Annotated in this window: 20 protein-coding genes and 2 pseudogenes; 17 read left to right on the forward strand and 5 right to left on the reverse strand. The window is 69.9% G+C overall.

Annotated features, from left to right (window positions below):
- The first annotated feature begins 123 nt into the window (after positions 1-123).
- The 3 genes and pseudogenes from LJB71_RS03370 (at position 124) to recG (ending at position 4,874) form a co-directional block, all read left to right on the forward strand.
- The gene (locus LJB71_RS03370) at positions 124-2,304 is read left to right on the forward strand and encodes a bifunctional (p)ppGpp synthetase/guanosine-3',5'-bis(diphosphate) 3'-pyrophosphohydrolase (RefSeq protein ID WP_259303079.1); all 2,181 of its coding nucleotides are present in this window, start codon (positions 124-126) and stop codon (positions 2,302-2,304) included.
- Between the two features lie 74 nt (positions 2,305-2,378).
- Entirely contained in the window at positions 2,379-2,759 is a 381-nt protein-coding gene (locus LJB71_RS03375; RefSeq protein WP_259303080.1) for a RidA family protein, read from the forward strand.
- A gap of 25 nt (positions 2,760-2,784) precedes the next feature.
- Positions 2,785-4,874 (forward strand): annotated as a pseudogene (recG, locus tag LJB71_RS03380) (ATP-dependent DNA helicase RecG).
- Between the two features lie 28 nt (positions 4,875-4,902).
- Here the strand turns inward: recG and LJB71_RS03385 are convergent.
- Positions 4,903-5,253 carry a metalloregulator ArsR/SmtB family transcription factor gene (locus LJB71_RS03385; RefSeq protein ID WP_259303081.1) on the reverse strand — a complete coding sequence of 117 codons (351 nt, stop codon included), beginning with the start codon at positions 5,251-5,253 and terminating at the stop codon, positions 4,903-4,905.
- 154 nt (positions 5,254-5,407) lie between these two features.
- Here LJB71_RS03385 and LJB71_RS03390 point away from each other — a divergent pair, with 154 nt between their 5' ends.
- From LJB71_RS03390 to LJB71_RS03455, 14 genes and pseudogenes are all read left to right on the forward strand, one after another.
- On the forward strand, positions 5,408-6,256 hold the full coding sequence (locus tag LJB71_RS03390) for an FAD/NAD(P)-binding oxidoreductase (protein WP_259303082.1): 849 nt from the start codon (positions 5,408-5,410) through the stop codon (positions 6,254-6,256).
- Positions 6,253-6,699: a hypothetical protein gene (locus tag LJB71_RS03395; RefSeq protein WP_259303083.1), complete on the forward strand. Its 447-nt coding sequence runs from the start codon at positions 6,253-6,255 to the stop codon at positions 6,697-6,699. Before LJB71_RS03390 ends, LJB71_RS03395 begins: the two co-directional genes overlap by 4 nt.
- 202 nt (positions 6,700-6,901) lie before the next feature.
- The gene (locus LJB71_RS03400; RefSeq protein WP_259303084.1) at positions 6,902-6,991 is read left to right on the forward strand and encodes a hypothetical protein; all 90 of its coding nucleotides are present in this window, start codon (positions 6,902-6,904) and stop codon (positions 6,989-6,991) included.
- Between the two features lie 149 nt (positions 6,992-7,140).
- Positions 7,141-10,026: pseudogene (locus LJB71_RS03405) on the forward strand (efflux RND transporter permease subunit); the annotation flags it as partial.
- A 163-nt stretch (positions 10,027-10,189) separates the two neighbouring features.
- A complete protein-coding gene (locus LJB71_RS03410) occupies positions 10,190-10,837 on the forward strand; it encodes an efflux RND transporter permease subunit (protein ID WP_259304725.1) in 648 nt (215 codons plus the stop codon).
- A complete protein-coding gene (locus LJB71_RS03415; protein WP_345779460.1) occupies positions 10,780-11,292 on the forward strand; it encodes an efflux RND transporter permease subunit in 513 nt (170 codons plus the stop codon). Before LJB71_RS03410 ends, LJB71_RS03415 begins: the two co-directional genes overlap by 58 nt.
- Before the next feature lie 22 nt (positions 11,293-11,314).
- A complete protein-coding gene (locus LJB71_RS03420; protein WP_259303085.1) occupies positions 11,315-11,818 on the forward strand; it encodes an OsmC family protein in 504 nt (167 codons plus the stop codon).
- Positions 11,808-12,233 (forward strand): phosphate-starvation-inducible PsiE family protein, encoded by a 426-nt coding sequence (locus tag LJB71_RS03425; RefSeq protein WP_259303086.1) that lies wholly within the window; start codon positions 11,808-11,810, stop codon positions 12,231-12,233. Before LJB71_RS03420 ends, LJB71_RS03425 begins: the two co-directional genes overlap by 11 nt.
- A 70-nt stretch (positions 12,234-12,303) precedes the next feature.
- Complete coding sequence (gene trxC, locus LJB71_RS03430; protein WP_259303087.1) at positions 12,304-12,744, forward strand: thioredoxin TrxC; 441 nt, start codon at positions 12,304-12,306, stop codon at positions 12,742-12,744.
- An 18-nt stretch (positions 12,745-12,762) separates the two neighbouring features.
- A complete protein-coding gene (locus tag LJB71_RS03435; RefSeq protein ID WP_259303088.1) occupies positions 12,763-13,122 on the forward strand; it encodes a carboxymuconolactone decarboxylase family protein in 360 nt (119 codons plus the stop codon).
- Positions 13,119-13,643, forward strand: coding sequence for a sulfur transferase domain-containing protein (locus LJB71_RS03440; protein WP_259303089.1), 525 nt, complete (start codon positions 13,119-13,121; stop codon positions 13,641-13,643). Before LJB71_RS03435 ends, LJB71_RS03440 begins: the two co-directional genes overlap by 4 nt.
- Positions 13,640-13,783 carry a hypothetical protein gene (locus LJB71_RS03445; protein ID WP_259303090.1) on the forward strand — a complete coding sequence of 48 codons (144 nt, stop codon included), beginning with the start codon at positions 13,640-13,642 and terminating at the stop codon, positions 13,781-13,783. The genes LJB71_RS03440 and LJB71_RS03445 overlap by 4 nt, the downstream gene beginning before the upstream one ends.
- Before the next feature lie 37 nt (positions 13,784-13,820).
- Positions 13,821-14,636, forward strand: coding sequence for an FAD/NAD(P)-binding oxidoreductase (locus tag LJB71_RS03450; RefSeq protein ID WP_259303091.1), 816 nt, complete (start codon positions 13,821-13,823; stop codon positions 14,634-14,636).
- A complete protein-coding gene (locus LJB71_RS03455; RefSeq protein ID WP_259303092.1) occupies positions 14,609-14,773 on the forward strand; it encodes a hypothetical protein in 165 nt (54 codons plus the stop codon). Before LJB71_RS03450 ends, LJB71_RS03455 begins: the two co-directional genes overlap by 28 nt.
- Before the next feature lie 28 nt (positions 14,774-14,801).
- On the opposite strand, the gene LJB71_RS03460 is transcribed toward LJB71_RS03455, so the two are convergent.
- From LJB71_RS03460 to LJB71_RS03475, 4 genes are read right to left on the reverse strand one after another with little or no spacing between them, the layout of a single operon-like run.
- Positions 14,802-15,062, reverse strand: coding sequence for a cyd operon YbgE family protein (locus LJB71_RS03460; protein WP_259303093.1), 261 nt, complete (start codon positions 15,060-15,062; stop codon positions 14,802-14,804).
- Between the two features lie 8 nt (positions 15,063-15,070).
- Positions 15,071-15,196 carry a cytochrome bd-I oxidase subunit CydX gene (gene cydX / locus LJB71_RS03465; RefSeq protein ID WP_259303094.1) on the reverse strand — a complete coding sequence of 42 codons (126 nt, stop codon included), beginning with the start codon at positions 15,194-15,196 and terminating at the stop codon, positions 15,071-15,073.
- Complete coding sequence (gene cydB, locus LJB71_RS03470; protein WP_259303095.1) at positions 15,196-16,329, reverse strand: cytochrome d ubiquinol oxidase subunit II; 1,134 nt, start codon at positions 16,327-16,329, stop codon at positions 15,196-15,198. Before cydB ends, cydX begins: the two co-directional genes overlap by 1 nt.
- Positions 16,322-17,935 carry a cytochrome ubiquinol oxidase subunit I gene (locus LJB71_RS03475; RefSeq protein ID WP_259303097.1) on the reverse strand — a complete coding sequence of 538 codons (1,614 nt, stop codon included), beginning with the start codon at positions 17,933-17,935 and terminating at the stop codon, positions 16,322-16,324. Before LJB71_RS03475 ends, cydB begins: the two co-directional genes overlap by 8 nt.
- Positions 17,936-17,939: the final 4 nt, after the last annotated feature.

Raw genomic sequence — 17,939 nt, forward strand, 5'->3', positions numbered from 1 at the left:
GCCGCAGCCATCGGGATGCGCCATGAAAGACGGCCCTGCGGGGCCGTTTTTCGTTGCGGGCCCGCGGCCGGCTGCGCCTGATTCCCGTTTACGCGCGGCCCGCGGCGGGGTTAGTCTCGGCGCATGACCCCCGCCGATCCTGCGCTTGCCCGCACCGATGCCACGCCCGACGACGGCGCGGTGCCGGACTACGTGCAGGCGCTGGAGCGCGCCGCCAGCTACCTGAACGCCGAGCAGCGCGCCATGCTGCGTCGGGCCTGGGCGGTCGGCGCGGCCGCGCACGTGGGCCAGAGTCGCAAGTCCGGCGAGCCCTACATCACCCATCCGGTGGCGGTGGCGCAGGTGCTGGCCGAGCAGGGGCTGGACGTGGAAACCCTGGTGGCGGCGATCCTGCACGACACCATCGAGGACACCCCGCTGACCCGCGCCGAGGTGGCCGCCCAGTTCGGCGAGACCGTGGCCGAGCTGGTGGATGGGGTCACCAAGCTGGACAAGGTGCGTTTCGCCAACCGCCAGGAGGCGGCGGCCGAGAGCTTCCGCAAGATGCTGCTGGCGATGTCGCGCGACCTGCGCGTCATCCTGATCAAGCTGGCCGACCGCCTGCACAACATGCGCACCCTGGGCGCGCAGTCGCCGGAGGCGCGCCGCCGGATCGCGATCGAGACCCTGGAGATCTACGCCCCGATCGCGCAGCGGCTGGGCATGAACCTGGTGAAGTCGGAGCTGCAGGACCTCGGCTTCCGCATGCTGCATCCGTGGCGGCACGCGGTGATCGAAAAGCGCATCCGCAGCCAGCCGCTGGTGCGCCGCGAGGCGCTGGTGCAGATCGAGGCGCGGCTGGCGCAGCGGCTGGCGATGGAGGGCCTGGAGCACCGCCTGGTCGGCCGGGTGAAGACGCCGTGGAGCGTGTACACCAAGATGCGCGCGGAAGGGCGCAGCTTCGACCAGGTGATGGACGTGTTCGGGTTCCGGGTGGTGGTGGGCTCGGTGCCCGACTGCTACCACGCGCTCGGCGTGGTGCATGCCGCCTACAAGCCGCTGGACGGCCGCTTCCGCGACTTCATCGCGATCCCCAAGGCGAACGGCTACCAGTCGCTGCACACCGTGCTGTTCGGGCCGTACGGCTCGCCGATCGAGGTACAGATCCGCACCGGCGAGATGGACCTGATCGCCGAGCGCGGGGTGGCCGCGCACTGGGCCTACAAGACGGGCGAGCAGGACGCCGGCAACAGCGCGCAGAGCCGCGCGGCGGCCTGGATCGCCAACCTGGTGGAAAGCCAGCGTGGCACCGGCTCGTCGCTGGAGTTCCTGGAGAACGTCAAGGTCGATCTGTTCCCCGACGAGGTCTACCTGTTCACGCCCAAGGGCGACATCCTGGCGCTGCCGCGCAACGCCACCGCGCTCGATTTCGCCTACGCGGTGCACACCGACGTCGGCAACCACGCGGTCACCGCGCGGGTGGACAAGCGGCTGGCGCCGCTGCGCACCAAGCTGGCCAGCGGGCAGTCGGTGGAGATCATCACCGCGAAGTCCGCACTGCCCAGCACCCAGTGGCTGGAGTTCGTGGTGACCAGCAAGGCGCGCACCGCGATCCGCCAGCAGCTCAAGCAGCTCGAGCACGAGGACGCGGTGCAGCTGGGGCACTACATGCTCGACCGCGCGCTCGGCGCGCAGGGCACCGCGCTGGACCGGATCCCGATGGAACGGGTGGACGCCTTCCTGGCCGAGAACCGCTACTCGCGGCTGGAGGCGCTGCTGGCCGACATCGCGCTGGGCAACCGCATGCCGGCGCAGGTGGCGCTGGCGCTGGCGCAGCCGCCGGACGCCACGCCGGATGCCGCCCAGTCGACTGCGGGCGCACCGCAGGAGCGCATCCTGATCACCGGCGGCGAGCGCGGCGTGATCAGCTTCGCGCAGTGCTGCCAGCCAATCCCGCGGGATGACATCATGGGCTACCACACCGCCGGCAAGGGCGTCGTGGTGCACCGCCTGGACTGCCCGAACATCGCCGAATACCGCAAGTCGCCGGAGCGCTGGGTGCCGGTGGACTGGGCGCGCGAAGTGGCCGGCAACTTCAACGTGTCGATCCGGATCGAGGTCGAGAACCGCCCCGGCGTGCTCGCGCAGGTGGCGGCGGCGGTGGCGCAGGCCGAGTCCAACATCGACAAGGTCGAATACCTGGAGCGCGACAGCAGCATCGCGGTGCTGCGCTTCGGGATCGAGGTGACCGACGAGCGCCACCTGGCCGAGGTGCTGCGCGGGGTGCGCCGGCTGCGGGCGGTGCAGGACGTGCAGCGCGGATGAGGCGGGCGGGCGGGCGGCTACAATCGCGGCATCGCGTTCCGCACCCTTCGTCCCCACGCCCGACAGGAGCCGCCATGCCCCGCACCCCGATCCATACCGACGCCGCGCCCGCCGCCATCGGCCCGTATTCGCAGGCGATCCGCTCCGGCAACACCGTGTACCTGTCCGGGCAGACCCCGCTGGTGCCGGCCACCGGTCAGATGGTCGAGGGTGATATCGAGGCGCAGGCGCGGCAGGCCTTCGACAACCTGAAAGCGGTCTGCGAGGCTGCCGGGGGCTCGTTCGACAACATCGTGCGGTTGGGCCTGTACCTCACCGATCTGTCCGACTTCACGCGCGTCAATGCGGTGATGGCGGAGTACTTCAGCCAGCCGTATCCAGCCCGATCCACCATCCAGGCGGCCGCACTGCCGCGCGGCGCCGCGTTCGAAGTCGATGGTGTGATGGTGATCTGAAGCCGGGCGTACCCCTGCCCTCGCCATGCCCGTCGCCGCAGCGCCCGTGCTGGCCGATACGCCCCTGTCGGTGCTGGCCGGGGTGGGGCCGGCGCTGCGCGAGAAGCTGGCCGCGCGCGGGCTGCTGACGGTGCAGGATCTATGAAGCGCACCTGCCGCGCAGCTACGAGGACCGCACCGCGCTGACCCCGATCCGCGCCCTGCAGGCGGGGGTGGCGGCGCAGGTGGAAGGACGGGTGGAGGCGGTCGAGCGCGGCTTCCGCTACCGTCCGCAGCTGAAGGTGGCGCTCACCGACGATTCGCGCGCGACGCTGGTGCTGCGGTTCTTCCATTTCCGCGCGGCGCAGGCGGCGCAGTTTGCGGTCGGGGCGCGCGTGCGCGCCTACGGCACCCCGCGTCCGGGCGCGCTGGGGCTGGAGATGGTGCATCCCGGCTACAGCATTCTCGGTGCCGGCGAGCATGCGCTGGGGGAGGCGCTGGACCCGGTGTATCCGGCGATCGAGGGCATCGGTCCGGCCAGCCTGCGCAGGCTGGTGCTGCAGGCGTTGCGCCATCTGCCGGGCGAGGACGCACTGGAACTGCTGCCCGAGGACTGAGCTGCGCGCGCTCGGCCTGCCGTCGCTGCGGCAGGCCATCCTCACCCTGCACACCCCGCCGAAGGATGCCGACCTGGCCGCGCTGCAGGCCGGTCGCCATCCGGCGCAGCGGCGGCTGGCGCTGGAAGAACTGCTGGCGCACCAGCTCGGCCTGCGCCGGCAGCGGCTGGCGCTGCAGGCCGAGGGCGCGCGCCCGCTACGTGGCGACGAGCGCCTGGTGCAGCGGTTGCGCCAGGCGCTGCCGTTCGCGCTGACCAGCGCGCAGGCGCGGGTGTATGCGCAACTGCGCGAGGACCTCATGCGGCCGCGGCCGATGCTGCGGCTGGTGCAGGGGGATGTCGGCAGCGGCAAGACCGTGGTGGCGGCGCTGGCGGCGCTGCTGGCGGTGGCCGATGGCCGCCAGGCCGCGCTGATGGCCCCGACCGAGCTGCTGGCCGAGCAGCACCTGACCAACCTGCGCGCCTGAGCGCAGCCGCTGGGCGTGCAGGTGTGCTGGCTGGCCGGCAAGGTCACCGGCAAGGCGCGTGCGCAGGCGCTGCAGGCGGTGGCCTCCGGGGAAGCGCAGGTCGTCGTCGGCACGCATGCGCTGATGCAGGAGGGCGTGGCCTTTCACGACCTTGCGCTCGCCATCGTGGACGAGCAGCACCGCTTCGGCGTGCACCAGCGGCTGGCGCTGCGCGACAAGGGCCGGCGCGGGGTGCCGCATCAGCTGGTGATGACCGCCACCCCGATCCCGCGCACGCTGGCGATGAGCGCCTATGCCGATCTCGACGTGTCGGCGATCGACGAGCTGCCGCCCGGGCGCACCCCGGTCACCACCATCGCGCTGTCCGCCGAGCGCCGCCCGGAGCTGGTCGAGCGCATCCGCGCCGCCTGCGCGGAAGGGCGGCAGGCTTACTGGGTATGCACCCTGATCGACGACTCCGACGAGGTGCAGGCGCAGGCCGCGCAGTCCACCTTCGAGGCCCTGCAGGCGGCGCTGCCGGGCGCGCGCGTGGGATTGGTACACGGGCGCATGAAAGCGGCGGAAAAGCAGGCGGTGATGCGGGCCTTCAAGGACGGCGCGTGCGACCTGCTGGTGGCGACCACGGTGATCGAGGTCGGAGTGGACGTGCCCAACGCCTCGCTGATGGTGATCGAGAACGCCGAGCGCCTGGGCTTGGCCCAGCTGCACCAGCTGCGCGGACGGGTCGGGCGCGGGTGCGCAGCCTCCACCTGCGTGCTGCTGTACCAGGGGCCGCTGTCCGCGCTGGCGCGGCAGCGGCTGGACACCCTGCGCCAGACCAGTGACGGCTTCGTGATCGCGGAAAAAGACCTCGAGCTGCGCGGTCCCGGGGAACTGCTCGGCACCCGCCAGACCGGGCTGGCCAGCTTCCGCATGGCCGATCTGGTGCGCGATGCCGACCTGCTGCCGCAGGTGCACGCGTTGGCCGACCGCCTGCTGGGCGAGGCCCCGGACGTGGCCGGGCGCATCATCGCGCGCTGGGTCGGCGGCGCCGCGCGCTACGCCGCGGCTTGAGCGCAGGGGGTTGATCGCAAACAGCCGATCAGGCCGGGCAGGCCTTGGCGTTGCCGCAGTAGATGTCGTGCAGGATGCCCAGGATGCGCTGGGCCGGGCCGTCCGCGAGCCGGTAGTAAATCGTCTGCGCCTCGCGCCGGGTGCTGACCAGCCCGTCCGCGCGCAGCACCGCCAGATGCTGGGAGAGCGCGGATTGGCTCAGCTCCACCTTGGCATTGAGTTCGCTGACCGAGCGCTCGCCGTCTACCAGCAGGCACAGCAGCATCAGCCGCTTGTCGTTGGCCAGCGTGCGCAGCAGCTGGGCCGCATCGGAGGCATGCTCGCGCATGGCTTCCGGGTCCAGCGAGGGCGGCGGCGTGGGGCGGCGGGCCTTGTTCATGGTCGGGAACGCATCGAAAGGGCGGCAGTGTGCCAGTGATGGCCGGGTGCTGCCGGGAGTGGATTCAGGCTTGATTTTATATCAGTTGACACTAATATAAGCAACGTCTAAATTATCGACACACTGCCGGAAGGCGACAACGGGGACCAAGACAATGGCCAGGATCGTGGTGATGGGTGCGGGGCTGGGTGGCATGAGCGCGGCGTACGAGCTGCGCGAGGTGCTGGGTAAGGGGCACGAGATCGTGCTGGTGGGCAAGGGCGACATGTTCAGCTTCACGCCCTCCAACCCCTGGCTGGCGGTGGGCTGGCGCAAGCCGGAGGACATCACCCTGAAGGTGTCCGACTACGTCGGCAAGCACGGCATCCGCTTCAATGGCGATGGCGTGGCCAGGATCGACGCCGAGGGCGATGCGGTGATCACCGGCACCGGCGAGCGTATCGGCTACGACTACCTGATGATCTGCACCGGCCCCAAGCTGGCGTTCGAGGAAGTGCCCGGCACCGGCCCGGACAATGGCTATACCCAGTCGGTCTGCACCACGCCGCACGCCGAGCACGCGTGGCAGGCCTACCAGGAATTCCTGAAGAACCCCGGCCCGATCGTGATCGGCGCGGTGCAGGGTGCCAGCTGCTTCGGCCCCGCCTACGAGTTCGCGATGATCCTCGATGCCGACCTGCGCAAGCGCAAGCTGCGCGACAAGGTGCCGATGACGTTCGTGACCAGCGAGCCGTACATCGGCCACATGGGCCTGGGCGGCGTCGGCGACTCCAAGGGCCTGATGGAATCGGAGATGCGCCAGCGCCACATCAAGTGGATCGAGAACGCCAGGGTCGCCGAGGTGCGTGAGGGCGAGATGACCGTGGTGCCGCATGACGCCAAGGGCCAGCCGCTGGAGCCGCAGGTGGTGCCGTTCAAGTTCTCCATGCTGCTGCCGGCATTCAAGGGCGTCGATGCGGTGAAGCTGCGGTCGAAGGCCTGTGCAACCCGCGCGGGTTCGTGATCACGGACAAGCACCAGCGCAGCCCGAAGTATCCGAAGATCTTCTCGGCCGGCGTGTGCGTGGCGATTCCGCCGGTGGAAGCGACCCCGGTGCCGACCGGCGCGCCCAAGACCGGCTTCATGATCGAGTCGATGGTCACCACCATCGTGCGCAACATCCAGGCCGAGCTGAAGGGCGAAACGCCCGACTTCGAGGGCACCTGGAACGCGGTGTGCCTGGCCGACATGGGCGATACCGGCGCGGCCTTCGTCGCGCTGCCGCAGATTCCGCCGCGCAACGTCACCTGGACCAAGATCGGCAAGTGGGTGCATCTGGCCAAGATCGGCTTCGAGAAGTATTTCCTCTACAAGATGCGCAACGGCACCAGCGAACCGGTGTACGAAAAGCACATCCTTGGGCTGCTCGGCATCGAGCGGCTGAAGGATGTGAAGCGTCCGTCCTGACCGCCGCGCCCGATCCTTTCTTTTCGACCCCGGGCGCGCACCCCGCGCCCGCCTATCCCCGAGCATTCGCAAGGAGACTCCCCCATGAACCTCGACCGTGCCGTGATGGCCTTTGCCGGCGTGATGATCCTGATCAGCGTGCTGCTGGTGCACTTCGTCTCGCCGTGGTGAGCTGCTGTTCACCGCCTTCATCGGCCTCAACATGCTGCAGGCCAGCTTCACCGGCTTCTGCCCGGCGGCGATGATCTTCAAGAAGCTCGGCGTGCGCGGAGGCGGCTGTGCGTTCGACTAAGGCGCTGCTGCCCTCGCTGCTGGCGCTGGCGCTGGCCGCCTGCGGCGGCGAGAAGCCCGCCCCCCGGCCTGCCGGCGGGTCTGGCCACCTTCAAGGTCGCGGCCGGACAGGGCCTGCCCGGCCGCGGCTGGGATGGCGTGGTCGAGGCGGTGCGCCGCGCCGACCTCGCCGCGCAGACCGCGGGCCGCGTGCAGGAAGTCCTGGTGGACGTGAACCAGCCGGTCAAGGCCGGTGACGTGCTGCTGCGGATCAGCGCGGTGGAGCAGGAGGCCGGCGCCAACCTGGCGCGCGCGCAGCTGCGCGCCGCCGAGGCGAATGCCGCCGAGGCCGAGCAGAACTACCGCCGCTTCGCCGCGCTGGCCGACGCGCAGTACGTGTCGAAGGCGCAGATCGACCAGGCCCGCGCCGCGCGCGATGCCGCCGTTGCCGCGCGCAACGCCGCCGCTGCCGCGCTGGCGCAGGCCAGCCAGCAGGCCGCCTACACCGTGGTGCGCGCGCCGTATGCGGGCGTGGTGGCGCGCCGCGACGTGGAGCCGGGCGAGACCGTCGCCCCCGGCATGCCGTTGATGAGCGTGTACGCGCCGGATGCGCTGCGCATCGAGGTGGCGGTGCCGCAGAGCCGCGCCGATGCGATCCGGCGCAATCCGGCAGCGAGCGTCACCCTGAGCGACGGCCGCACGCTCAGGCCGACCAGTGTGATCGTTTTCCCGGCGGCCGATCCGCTCAGCCACAGCGTGAACGTGCGCGTGAACCTGCCGGCACTCGATCCGCCGGTCGCGCCCGGCACCACCGCCAAGGTGGTGTTCGCCGCAGACAGCATCGGCCCGGCCGAAGCCGCCGCCGCGCTCCGCATCCCGGCGGCCAGCATCGCCCAGCGCGGCGAGCTGGCCGGTGTGTACGTGGTGCAGGAGGGCCGCCTGCTGCTGCGCCAGCTGCGCCTGGGCGCGCGCGTCGGCGATCAGGTGGAGGTCATCTCCGGGCTGAAGGCGGGCGACGTGGTGGTGCAGGATCCGGTCGCCGCACTGCAGGCGCTGGCGGCGCAGCGCAAGGCAGGAGAAGGCCGTGGTGAGCGCGCGCGCATGGGCGTTTCCGGGCGGCTGGCGGCGGCGTTCCAGAACAATCCGCTGACCCCGATCCTGGCGATCGTGGGGCTGCTGCTGGGCCTGCTGGCGGTGGCCACCACGCCGCGCGAGGAGGAGCCGCAGATCGACGTGACGATGGCCAACGTCATCGTCCCGTTCGACGGCGCCAGCAGCCGCGACGTCGAGCAATGGGTGGCCGCCCCGCTGGAGCAGAAGCTCTCGGAGATGGAGGGCGTCAAGCACGTCTATTCCATCAGCCGCCCGGGCGTGGCGGTGCTGACCGTGGAGTTCGAGGTTGGCGTGCCGCGCCAGCCGGCGCTGGTGCGGCTGTACAACCAGGTGTTCTCGAACGCCGATTTCCTGCCGCAGCGCGCCGGCGTCGGCCAGCCGCTGGTCAAGCCCAAGGGCATCGACGACGTGCCGGTGATGGCGCTCACCCTGTGGAGCGATGATCCGCATACGGATGCGACCCGGCTGGCGGAAGTCGCGCACACGCTGGAGGCCGACCTCAAGCGCATTCCCGGCACCCGCGACATCTACACCATCGGTGCGCCCGACCGCAGCGTGCTGGTGACGCTGGACGCGGCCAGGCTCGCCGCCTACGGCATGGGCGTCAACGATCTGGCGCAGGCGCTGCAGGCGGCCAACCTGGTGCATCAGGCCGGCGAGCGCGTGGACGCGGCGCAGGGCGCGGTGCCGGTGACCGCCGGCCGCTACCTGGCCAATGCCGACGAGGTCGCCAACCTGGTGATCGGCAGCCGCGACGGCAAGCCGATCCTGCTCTCCGACGTGGCCAGCATCGAGCCGCGCGGCGACCTCGCCACCCGCTACGTGTGGTACGGCGCCCCGCCCGGGCGTGCCGGCCCGCAGGCGGGCACCGCGCCGGCGGTCACCATCGCCATCGCCAAGAAGCCGGGCAGCAATGCCTCCGACATCACCCGTGCCGTCGCCGCGCGTGTGCAGCAGCTGAAGGGCGAGCTGATCCCGGCCGGTGTGCACGTCAGCATCACCCGCGACTACGGCGCAACCGCCAGCGACAAGGCGCAGAAGCTGATCCAGAAGCTGGTGTTCGCCACCGGCAGCGTGGTGCTGCTGGTGCTGTTCGCGCTGGGCTGGCGCGAGGCCATCGTGGTCGGCACCGCGGTCATCCTGACTCTGGCGGTGACCCTGTTCGCGTCCAAGGTCATGGGTTTCACCCTCAACCGGGTGTCGCTGTTCGCGCTGATCTTCTCGATCGGCATCCTGGTGGACGATGCCATCGTGGTGGTGGAGAACATCCACCGGCACATGGCGCGCGATGGCAAGTCGCTGCTGGAGGCCATTCCGCCGGCGGTGGACGAGGTCGGTGGGCCGACCATCCTGGCGACTTTCACCGTGATCGCGGCGCTGATGCCGATGGCGTTCGTGTCCGGACTGATGGGCCCGTACATGCGGCCGATTCCGATCAACGCCTCGGTCGGCATGTTGCTGTCGCTGGCGATTGCGCTGATCGTCACCCCGTGGCTGTCGCTGAAGCTGCTGGCCCGCCATGGCCACGCCGCAGAGGTCGAGCACGACCACGAGGAAAAGCAGGCCAGTTGGCTGCACCGCCTGTTCGCGCGGATCATGATGCCGTTCCTGCGCGGTGAAAATGCCGGCCGCAAGCGCAACCTGCTGTTCGCCGCGATGGTGGGGCTGGTGCTGCTCGCCGGGTCGCTGGCGGTGTTCAAGCTGGTGGTGCTGAAGATGCTGCCGTTCGACAACAAGTCGGAAGTGCAGGTGGTGGTCGACATGCCCGAGGGCAGCACCGTGGAGCAGACCAACGCGTTGCTGGCCGAGTTGGCGGCGGCGGTGGATACGGTGCCGGAGGTGCTGGACTACCAGGGCTATGCCGGAACCGCATCGCCGATCAACTTCAACGGCCTGGTGCGCCAGTATTTCCTGCGCAGCGCCGCGAACATGGGCGATCTGCAGATCAACCTGGTGGACAAGCATCACCGCAAGCGCCAGAGCCACGAGATCGCGCTGGCGATGCGGCCGATGCTGGCCAGGCTGGGCGCGAAGTACGGCGCCTCGGTGAAGGTGGTGGAAGTGCCGCCTGGCCCGCCGGTGCTGTCGCCGCTGGTGGCCGAAGTCTATGGGCCGGACTACGCCGGCCAGCGCAAAGGTCGCGCTGGCGCTGGCCAATGGACCGTTCGCCGGCACCGAGGGCATCGTGGACATCGACACCACGGTCGAGGCGGATGCGCCACGCGAACAGATCGTGGTCGATCGCGAGCGCGCCGCGCGCCTGGGCGTGCCGCAGTCGGCCATCGCCGATGCCATCGCGATGGCGGTGTCGGGGCTGGACGCCACCTATGTGCACGACGGCGCCTCGAAATATCCGCGGCCGGTGCGGCTGCGCCTGCCGGCCCAGGACCAGGCCGCGCTGCCTTCGCTGCTGGCGCTCAAGGTGCGCGGCGCGCAGGGCCAGCTGGTGCCGCTGTCGGAGCTGGTGCACGTGGTGAAGACGCGCTGGGACGGCGCGATCTACCACAAGGACGGCCTGCCGGTGGTGTATGTCACCGCGGACGAAGCCGGCAGGCTGGACAGCCCGCTGTACGGCATGTTCAGCGTCGTCGGCAAGCTGGACAAGGAAAGGTGGCGGGCCAGACCCTGGCGCAGACCTTCATCGCGCAGCCGGCCGACACCAGCGACTACGCCGTCAAATGGGACGGCGAGTGGCAGATCACGTATGAAACCTTCCGCGACATGGGCATCGCCTACGCGGCCGGCATGGTGCTGATCTACCTGCTGGTGGTGGCGCAGTTCCGCAGCTACCTGGTGCCGCTGGTGATCATGGCGCCGATCCCGCTGACCATCATCGGGGTGATGCCGGGGCACGCGCTGCTGGGCAAGCAGTTCACCGCCACCAGCATGATCGGCATGATCGCGCTGGCCGGCATCATCGTGCGCAACTCGATCCTGCTGGTGGACTTCATCAACCAGGAAACGGCGCGCGGGGTGCCGCTGGTGGAGGCGGTGATCGACGCCTGCGCGGTGCGCGCCAAGCCGATCGTGCTGACCGGCGTGGCGGCGATGCTGGGTGCGTTCTTCATCCTCGACGACCCGATCTTCAACGGGCTGGCGATCTCGCTGATCTTCGGCATCTTCGTCAGCACGCTGCTCACCCTGGTGGTGATCCCGCTGCTGTATTACGTGCTGCGCAGGCACCAGCAGGCACATACTGCCGCAGAGTGACCGATGAGAAGGAGCACGTGACATGAGCGACACCGATGGCATCCGCCTGGTCCTGGAACAGGAGGGTGCATATGCCTTCAAGGTCAGCTTCGACGGCACCACGCTGGAGGCGCTGCATACCGACGAACCCGCGCCGCTCGGGGGCGGTGCCGGCCCGAATCCATCCGCGCTGCTGCTGGCGGGCGTGGCCAACTGCCTGTCGGCCAGCCTGGTGTTCGCCCTGCGCAAGTTCAAGAACAGCCCCGGCCCGATCCGCGCCGAGATCAGCGCGCGCAAGGAACGCAACGCAGAGGGGCGCTGGCGGATCCCGCGTGCGGAGGTGACCATCCGCCTCGCCGATCCGGCGGCGCAGCTGGAGCATTTCGAGCGCGTGCTGGCGCAGTTCGAGCAGTTCTGCATCGTCACCCAGAGCGTGCGCGAGGGCATGCAGGTGGACGTGAAAATAGTGGATGCCGACGGCGCGGAGTTCATCCCGGGCGATGAGCTGATGCGGGTGTCGGCGCGAGGAGGTCGCGATGATCGATGACGGCGGCACCCCGGCGCTGGCGCGCCCGGTGCGCACGGTGGGGCAGGGCATCCGCCTGCTGGAGCGCGCCGGGCTGATGGTGATCCTGGCCGCCACCCTGGTCGCGATGGTGGCCGAGGTCCTGCACATGCTCGGCAAGGGCAAGGTGGACATCCCCGACCTGCTGCTGCTGTTCATGTACCTGGAGATGGTGGCCTTGGTCGGGATGTACTGGAGCAAGGGCAAGATGTCGGTGCGCATGCCGCTGTACATCGCCATGGTCGGCGTGGCCCGGCACATGATGACCGACACCTCGCTGGCCGCGCCGTGGTCGCTGCTGGCCGGCGCCAGCGCCATCCTGGTGCTGGCGGTGGCGGTGCTGGTGGTGCGCTACGGCCATACCCGCTATCCCTATGGCGTCGGAGAGGATCTGTAGGGCGGACAAGAGGCACTCGTCCACTGGTGGCGCATGCAGCAAGTCCGGCAGGCATGCGCATGGAGTACATATGAACGAATCTGCATCCCTGCTCATCGCCTGCCCGGCCTGCCACGCGCTCAACCGCGTGCCGCAGGCGCGGCTGGCGGAACATCCCAAGTGCGGCAAATGCGGCGCGGCGCTGTTTGCCGGCAAGCCGCTGGCGCTGGATGAGCCCGGTTTCCATGCGCAGGTGGAGCGCGCCGGGCTGCCGGTGCTGGTCGATTTCTGGGCGCCGTGGTGCGGCCCGTGCCGGATGATGGCCCCGCAGTTCGAGGCCGCTGCCGCGCAGCTCGAGCCGCAGGTTCGCCTGGCCAAGGTCGACACCGAAGCGCAGCCGGCGCTGGGGGCGCGCTTCGGTATTCGCAGCATTCCCACCCTGGTCCTGTTCCGGCAGGGACGCGAGCTCGCGCGCCAGGCCGGCGCCATGGGCGCGGCCGACATCGTGCGCTGGACCCGCCACTACCTTTGATTCCAGCAGGATGCCGCCGTGAGCCAATCCTTCCCCGACCTCATCGACGATCTCAATGCGGCGATCACCGCGCTGCGCGCCGGCGCGCCAGAGCCGATGCGCGCCTTTTCCGGGCTGGCCCGTGAAGCGCTCAAGCCCGGCGCACTCGACACCAAGACCAAGGAGCTGATTGCCACCGCGATCTCGGTCGCGGTGCGTTGCGACGGCTGCATCGGCTTCCACGCCAAGGCGGCGATCAGGGCCGGCGCCAGCCGCGAGGAACTGCTGGAGACCCTGTCGATGGCGATCTACATGGGCGCGGGCCCGTCGATGATCTATGCCGCCGAGGCGCTGCGTGCGTTCGACGAGCTGTCCGCCCCGCGGGAGACCCAGGCATGAGACGGGCGATGATCCCGGGCGTGCTGCTGGCACTGGCGGTGGCCGGCGGCTGCGCGCACGCTCCGAGCGCGCCGGCGGTGACCGCAGTGCAGCTCTACGAACCGCTGCCGGGGCTGTATACCTCCGGCCAGCCGGCGCCGGGCGACTGGCGCGCGCTGAAGGCGCACGGGGTGCGCACGGTGGTCGATCTGCGCGTGCCGGGTGAGCTCAAGGGGCGCGACGAATCCGCCGAGGTGCGCGGTGCCGGGCTGCGCTACGTCAATATCCCGGTGGCTGGCGGCCAGGGCCTGACCGAGGCCAACGCGCGCGCCCTGCACGCGGTGCTGGGCAAGGCGCACGCCGGCGTGCTGGTGCATTGCTCCAGCGGCAACCGCGCCGGCGCGCTGCTGGCGCTGGAGCAGTTCGAGTTCGATCACGCCGGAGCGGCGCAGGCGCTGGCCCTGGGCAAGGCCGCCGGGCTGACCCATCTGGAAGCGCCGCTGCGGCAGCATCTGGGCCTGCGCGCACCGGAGGCGAAATGAACGCGCCGCGCATCACCGTGGTCGGCGCCGGTTTCGCCGGATTGACCGCACTGCGCACCCTGCGCCGGCACGCGCCCGAGGCCGCGCTGACCCTGGTCGCGCCGCGCGCCGAGCTGCACTACCTGCCGGGCAGCATCTGAGCCGCCCGCCGGCACCCGCCGGCGCGAGGATCTGGTGGTGCCGCTGGACGACTTCCTTGCCCGCCAGCGCATCGGCTTCCATAAAGCGCACGCCACCGGGCTGTCGGCGGATGCGCGGGTGCTGCACACCGACGCCGGTGATGTCCGCAACGACGGCTTGCTCCTCGCCACCGGCGCGCGCTTCCTGCGCAAGCTGCCTGGGATCGAGCACGCCATCATTCCCTGCGACGGCATCGCCGCCGGCGAGGCCATCCGCGACCGCCTGGCGGCGCTGGACGGCGGCACGCTGTGCTTCGGCTTCGGCGCCAATCCGAACGAGCCGGTCGCCATGCGCGGCGGGCCGGTGTTCGAGTTCCTGTTCGGGATCGACACCCTGCTGCGCAGGCAGCGCCGGCGCGAGCGCTTCCGGCTGGTGTTCTTCAGCCCCTCCGACAGGCCCGGCCAGCGGCTGGGCGAAAAAGCGGTGGGCATGCTCCTGGACGAGATGCGCAAGCGCGGCATCGACACCGTGCTGGGCGAGAAGCCGGTGCGTTGCGAGCCGGACGCGGTGCAGCTGGAACGCACCCGCCTCGACAGCGCGATGACCGTCTTCATGCCCGGCCTGACCGGCCAGGCGTGGCTGGATGCGACCGCGCTGCCGCGTTCGCCGGGCGGCTTCGTGCAGGGCGATGCGCAGTGCCGGGTGCCGGGCGTGGCCTGCACCTTCGTGGCCGGGGATGGCGGCAGCTTCCCGGTCCCGACTGGTTGCCCAAGCAGGCGCACCAGGCCGATCTGCAGGCCGAGGTGGCGGCGCGCAATCTGCTGCGCACCCTGCGCGGCGAGCCGGTGGAAGAAGCGTTCACCGCCGAGCTGATCTGCATCGTGGATACCCTCGACCGCGGCTTGCTGGTGACCCGCAAGGGCGACGGCGGGCGCGCCCTGCCGCCGCTGCGGCTGATGCACTGGGCCAAGGCAGCGTTCGAGAAGCGCTACCTGCGCCAGTACCGCTGAGCGCAGGCGCCGGTGCGCCGCGCGCGGGTCAGGCCGCGGCGCGCCAGGCGAAGCCGGTGGCGCAGGCCAGCGCCACCGGCCACAGCAGCAGTGGCGAGAACAGCCGGCGCAGCACGCCGGATTCGAAGCGGAAGCCGCTGCCGTGCACGAACAGCGCGCACACCGCCAGCAGCACCAGGGTCATCCAGCCGTGCTCGGCGGCGCTCAGTTCCCGCCCGCGCGCAGCGGGCAGGAACAGCAGCCCCAGCGCCAGCAGCGCGCCGAGCAGCAGCGAGGCCAGCCGCGCCATCGCGCCGATCAGGGCGCCTGGAACGGCGCCTTCACGCCGCGCGCGCGGTCGCTCTTCATTTCGTACCACATCGCATTGAGGATGGCGAAGGCCGCCGCGAACGCGATGCCGAGGATCCACGAGAAGTACCACATCAGTAGCCACCTCCATGACGGGCGTGTTCTTCGACCTGCGCGCGGGTCACCTGCCCGCGCATGATGCGGAAGGCCCAGGTGCTGTAGGCCAGGATCAGCGGCAGGAACACCACCGCCGCGAACAGCATGATCCCGAGCGTGCGTGCGCTGGACGAGGCGTCCCACACGGTCAGCCCGTGCGCCGGGGCGGTCGCCGAGGGCAGCAGGAACGGGAACAGCGCGATGCCGGCGGTCAGGATCACGCCGGCCACCGCCACGCAGCTGGCGACGAAGGCCGCCACCCGCTGGCGCACCACCACCACCAGCAGCATCGCGAGCGCGGCCAGCGTCGGCACCAGCCACAGCACCGGATGCGCCTGCTGGTTGGCCAGCCACGCGCCGGCGCTCACCACGACCTGCTTGTGCAGCGGGTTGGACGGCGCGTCGGTGGCCACCGGGCCGACGATGGCATGCCCCGGCAGCACGCTCAGCCACGCACCTGCGGCGATGAACGCCAGCAGGGTGATGGCCGCCGCGCCCTTGGCGACCTTGTGTGCACGATCGCCCACCGCGCCTTCCACCTTCATCGCCGCGAAGCCGGCACCGTGCATCACCAGCATCGCCAGGCTGACCACACCGGCCAGCAGCGCGAACGGGTGGAACAGGCCGAAGAAATGGCCGTCGTACACCGGCAGCAGGGTGTCGGTGAGATGGAACGGCACGCCCAGGAACAGGTTGCCGAACGCCACCCCGAACACCAGCGCCGGCACCGCGCCGGCCACCGTCAGCGCCCAGTCCCACAGGTTGCGCCAGGCGGGGTGTGCGACCTTGTTGCGGAAGTTGAAGCCGACCGGGCGCAGGATCAGCGCCAGCAGCACCAGCAGCATGGCGAAGTAGAAGCCCGAGAATGCGGCCGCATACAGCATCGGCCAGGCCGCGAACACCGCGCCGCCGCCGAGGACGAACCACACCTGGTGGCCTTCCCAGTGCGGTTCGATCGCCTCCAGCGCCATCCGCCGTTCGGTGTCGTCGCGGGTAATGAAGCGGTAGATCGCGCCCAGGCCCAGGTCGTAGCCGTCGGTGACGGCAAAGCCGATCAGCAGGATGCCCAGCAGCAGCCACCAGATCTCGCGCAGGGTGCCGTAATCAAACATGGCCGTTCTCCTTGGTCTGCGGGGCGTTCTGCGGGGACGTTGTGGTCTCGGTCTCGTGCGCCATCTGCGCCTGCGGCAGCGGCCACAGCTTCAGGCCTTCCGGCCCGGCCTTGGCCATCTTGCGCATCAGGAACACGTCGAATACCGCCAGCGTGGTGTACAGCACGACGAAGCCGACCAGGCTGCCGGTCACCTGCGCCGCGCTGGTCGAGGACACGCCCAGGAAGGTCGGCAGCACGCCGTCGATCGCCCACGGCTGGCGTCCGTACTCGGCCACGATCCAGCCCAGCTCCGCCGCCACCCACGGCAGCGGCAGGCTGAAGAACGCCACCCGCAGGAACAGCCGGTTGTCCAGCTTGCGCACGCTGGCCAGGTAGAACGCCCACGCGAACAGGGCGATGAAGAAGAAGCCCAGCGCGACCATGATCCGGAACGAGAAGAACAGCACCGGCACGTTCGGCACGGTGGACCAGGCCGCTTTCTCGATCACCGCCTCGTCGGCCTTGGCCGGATCGTCCACGTACTTCATGGTCAGCAGGCCGAAGCCGAGGTCGTCGCGCTTGTCCAGAAAGGCCTGACGCTTGGCGGGGTTGTCCGGATCGGCGCGCACCGCGTTCAGCGCGGCGTGCGCGGCGATGCCGTTGCGGATGCGCTGCTTGTTCTGCTCCACCAGGTCGTGGATGCCGTGCACCTGCTCGTCCAGCGAGCGGGTGGCGATCAGGCCCAGCGCCCACGGGATCTTGATCGCGGCCTTGGTTTCATGCGTCTGCATGTCCGGAATGCCGAACAGGGTGAACGGCGCCGGCGCCGGTGCGGTGTGCCATTCGGCTTCGATCGCGGCCAGCTTCATCTTCTGGTTTTCGGAGACCGTGTAGCCGCTCTCGTCGCCCAGCACCACCACGCTCAGCGCCGCGGCCAGGCCGAAGCTGGCGGCGACCGCGAGTGAACGCCGCGCGAACTGCACGTTGCGGCCCTTGAGCAGGTACCAGGCGCTGATCGACAGCACGAACATCGCGCCGGTGACATAGCCGGCGCTCACGGTATGCACGAACTTCGACTGCGCCACCGGGTTGAACAGCACCGCGGCGAAGTCGGTCACCTCCATGCGCATGGTCTGGAAGTTGAACTCGGCGCCGACCGGGTTCTGCATCCAGCCGTTGGCGATCAGGATCCACAGCGCCGAGAAGTTGGCGCCCAGCGCCATCAGCCAGGTGATGACCATGTGCTGCAGCTTGCTCATGCGGTCCCAGCCGAAGAAGAACAGGCCGACGAAGGTGCTCTCCAGGAAGAACGCCATCAGACCTTCGATCGCCAGCGGCGCGCCGAAGATGTCGCCGACGTAGTGCGAGTAGTAGGCCCAGTTGGTGCCGAACTGGAACTCCATGGTGATACCGGTGGCCACGCCCATGGCGAAGTTGATGCCGAACAGCACGCCCCAGAACTTCACCATCTGCTTCCAGATGACGCGCCCGGTCATCACGTACACGCTTTCCATGATCGCAAGCAAGAGCGCCAGCCCCAGCGTGAGCGGCACGAACAGGAAGTGATAGAGCGCGGTGATCGCGAATTGCAATCGCGAGAGATCGACGACGTGCAGGTCAGGCATGACG

The sequence above is a fragment of the Thermomonas sp. S9 genome, from assembly GCF_024704365.1.
Taxonomy (GTDB): Bacteria; Pseudomonadota; Gammaproteobacteria; order Xanthomonadales; family Xanthomonadaceae; genus Thermomonas.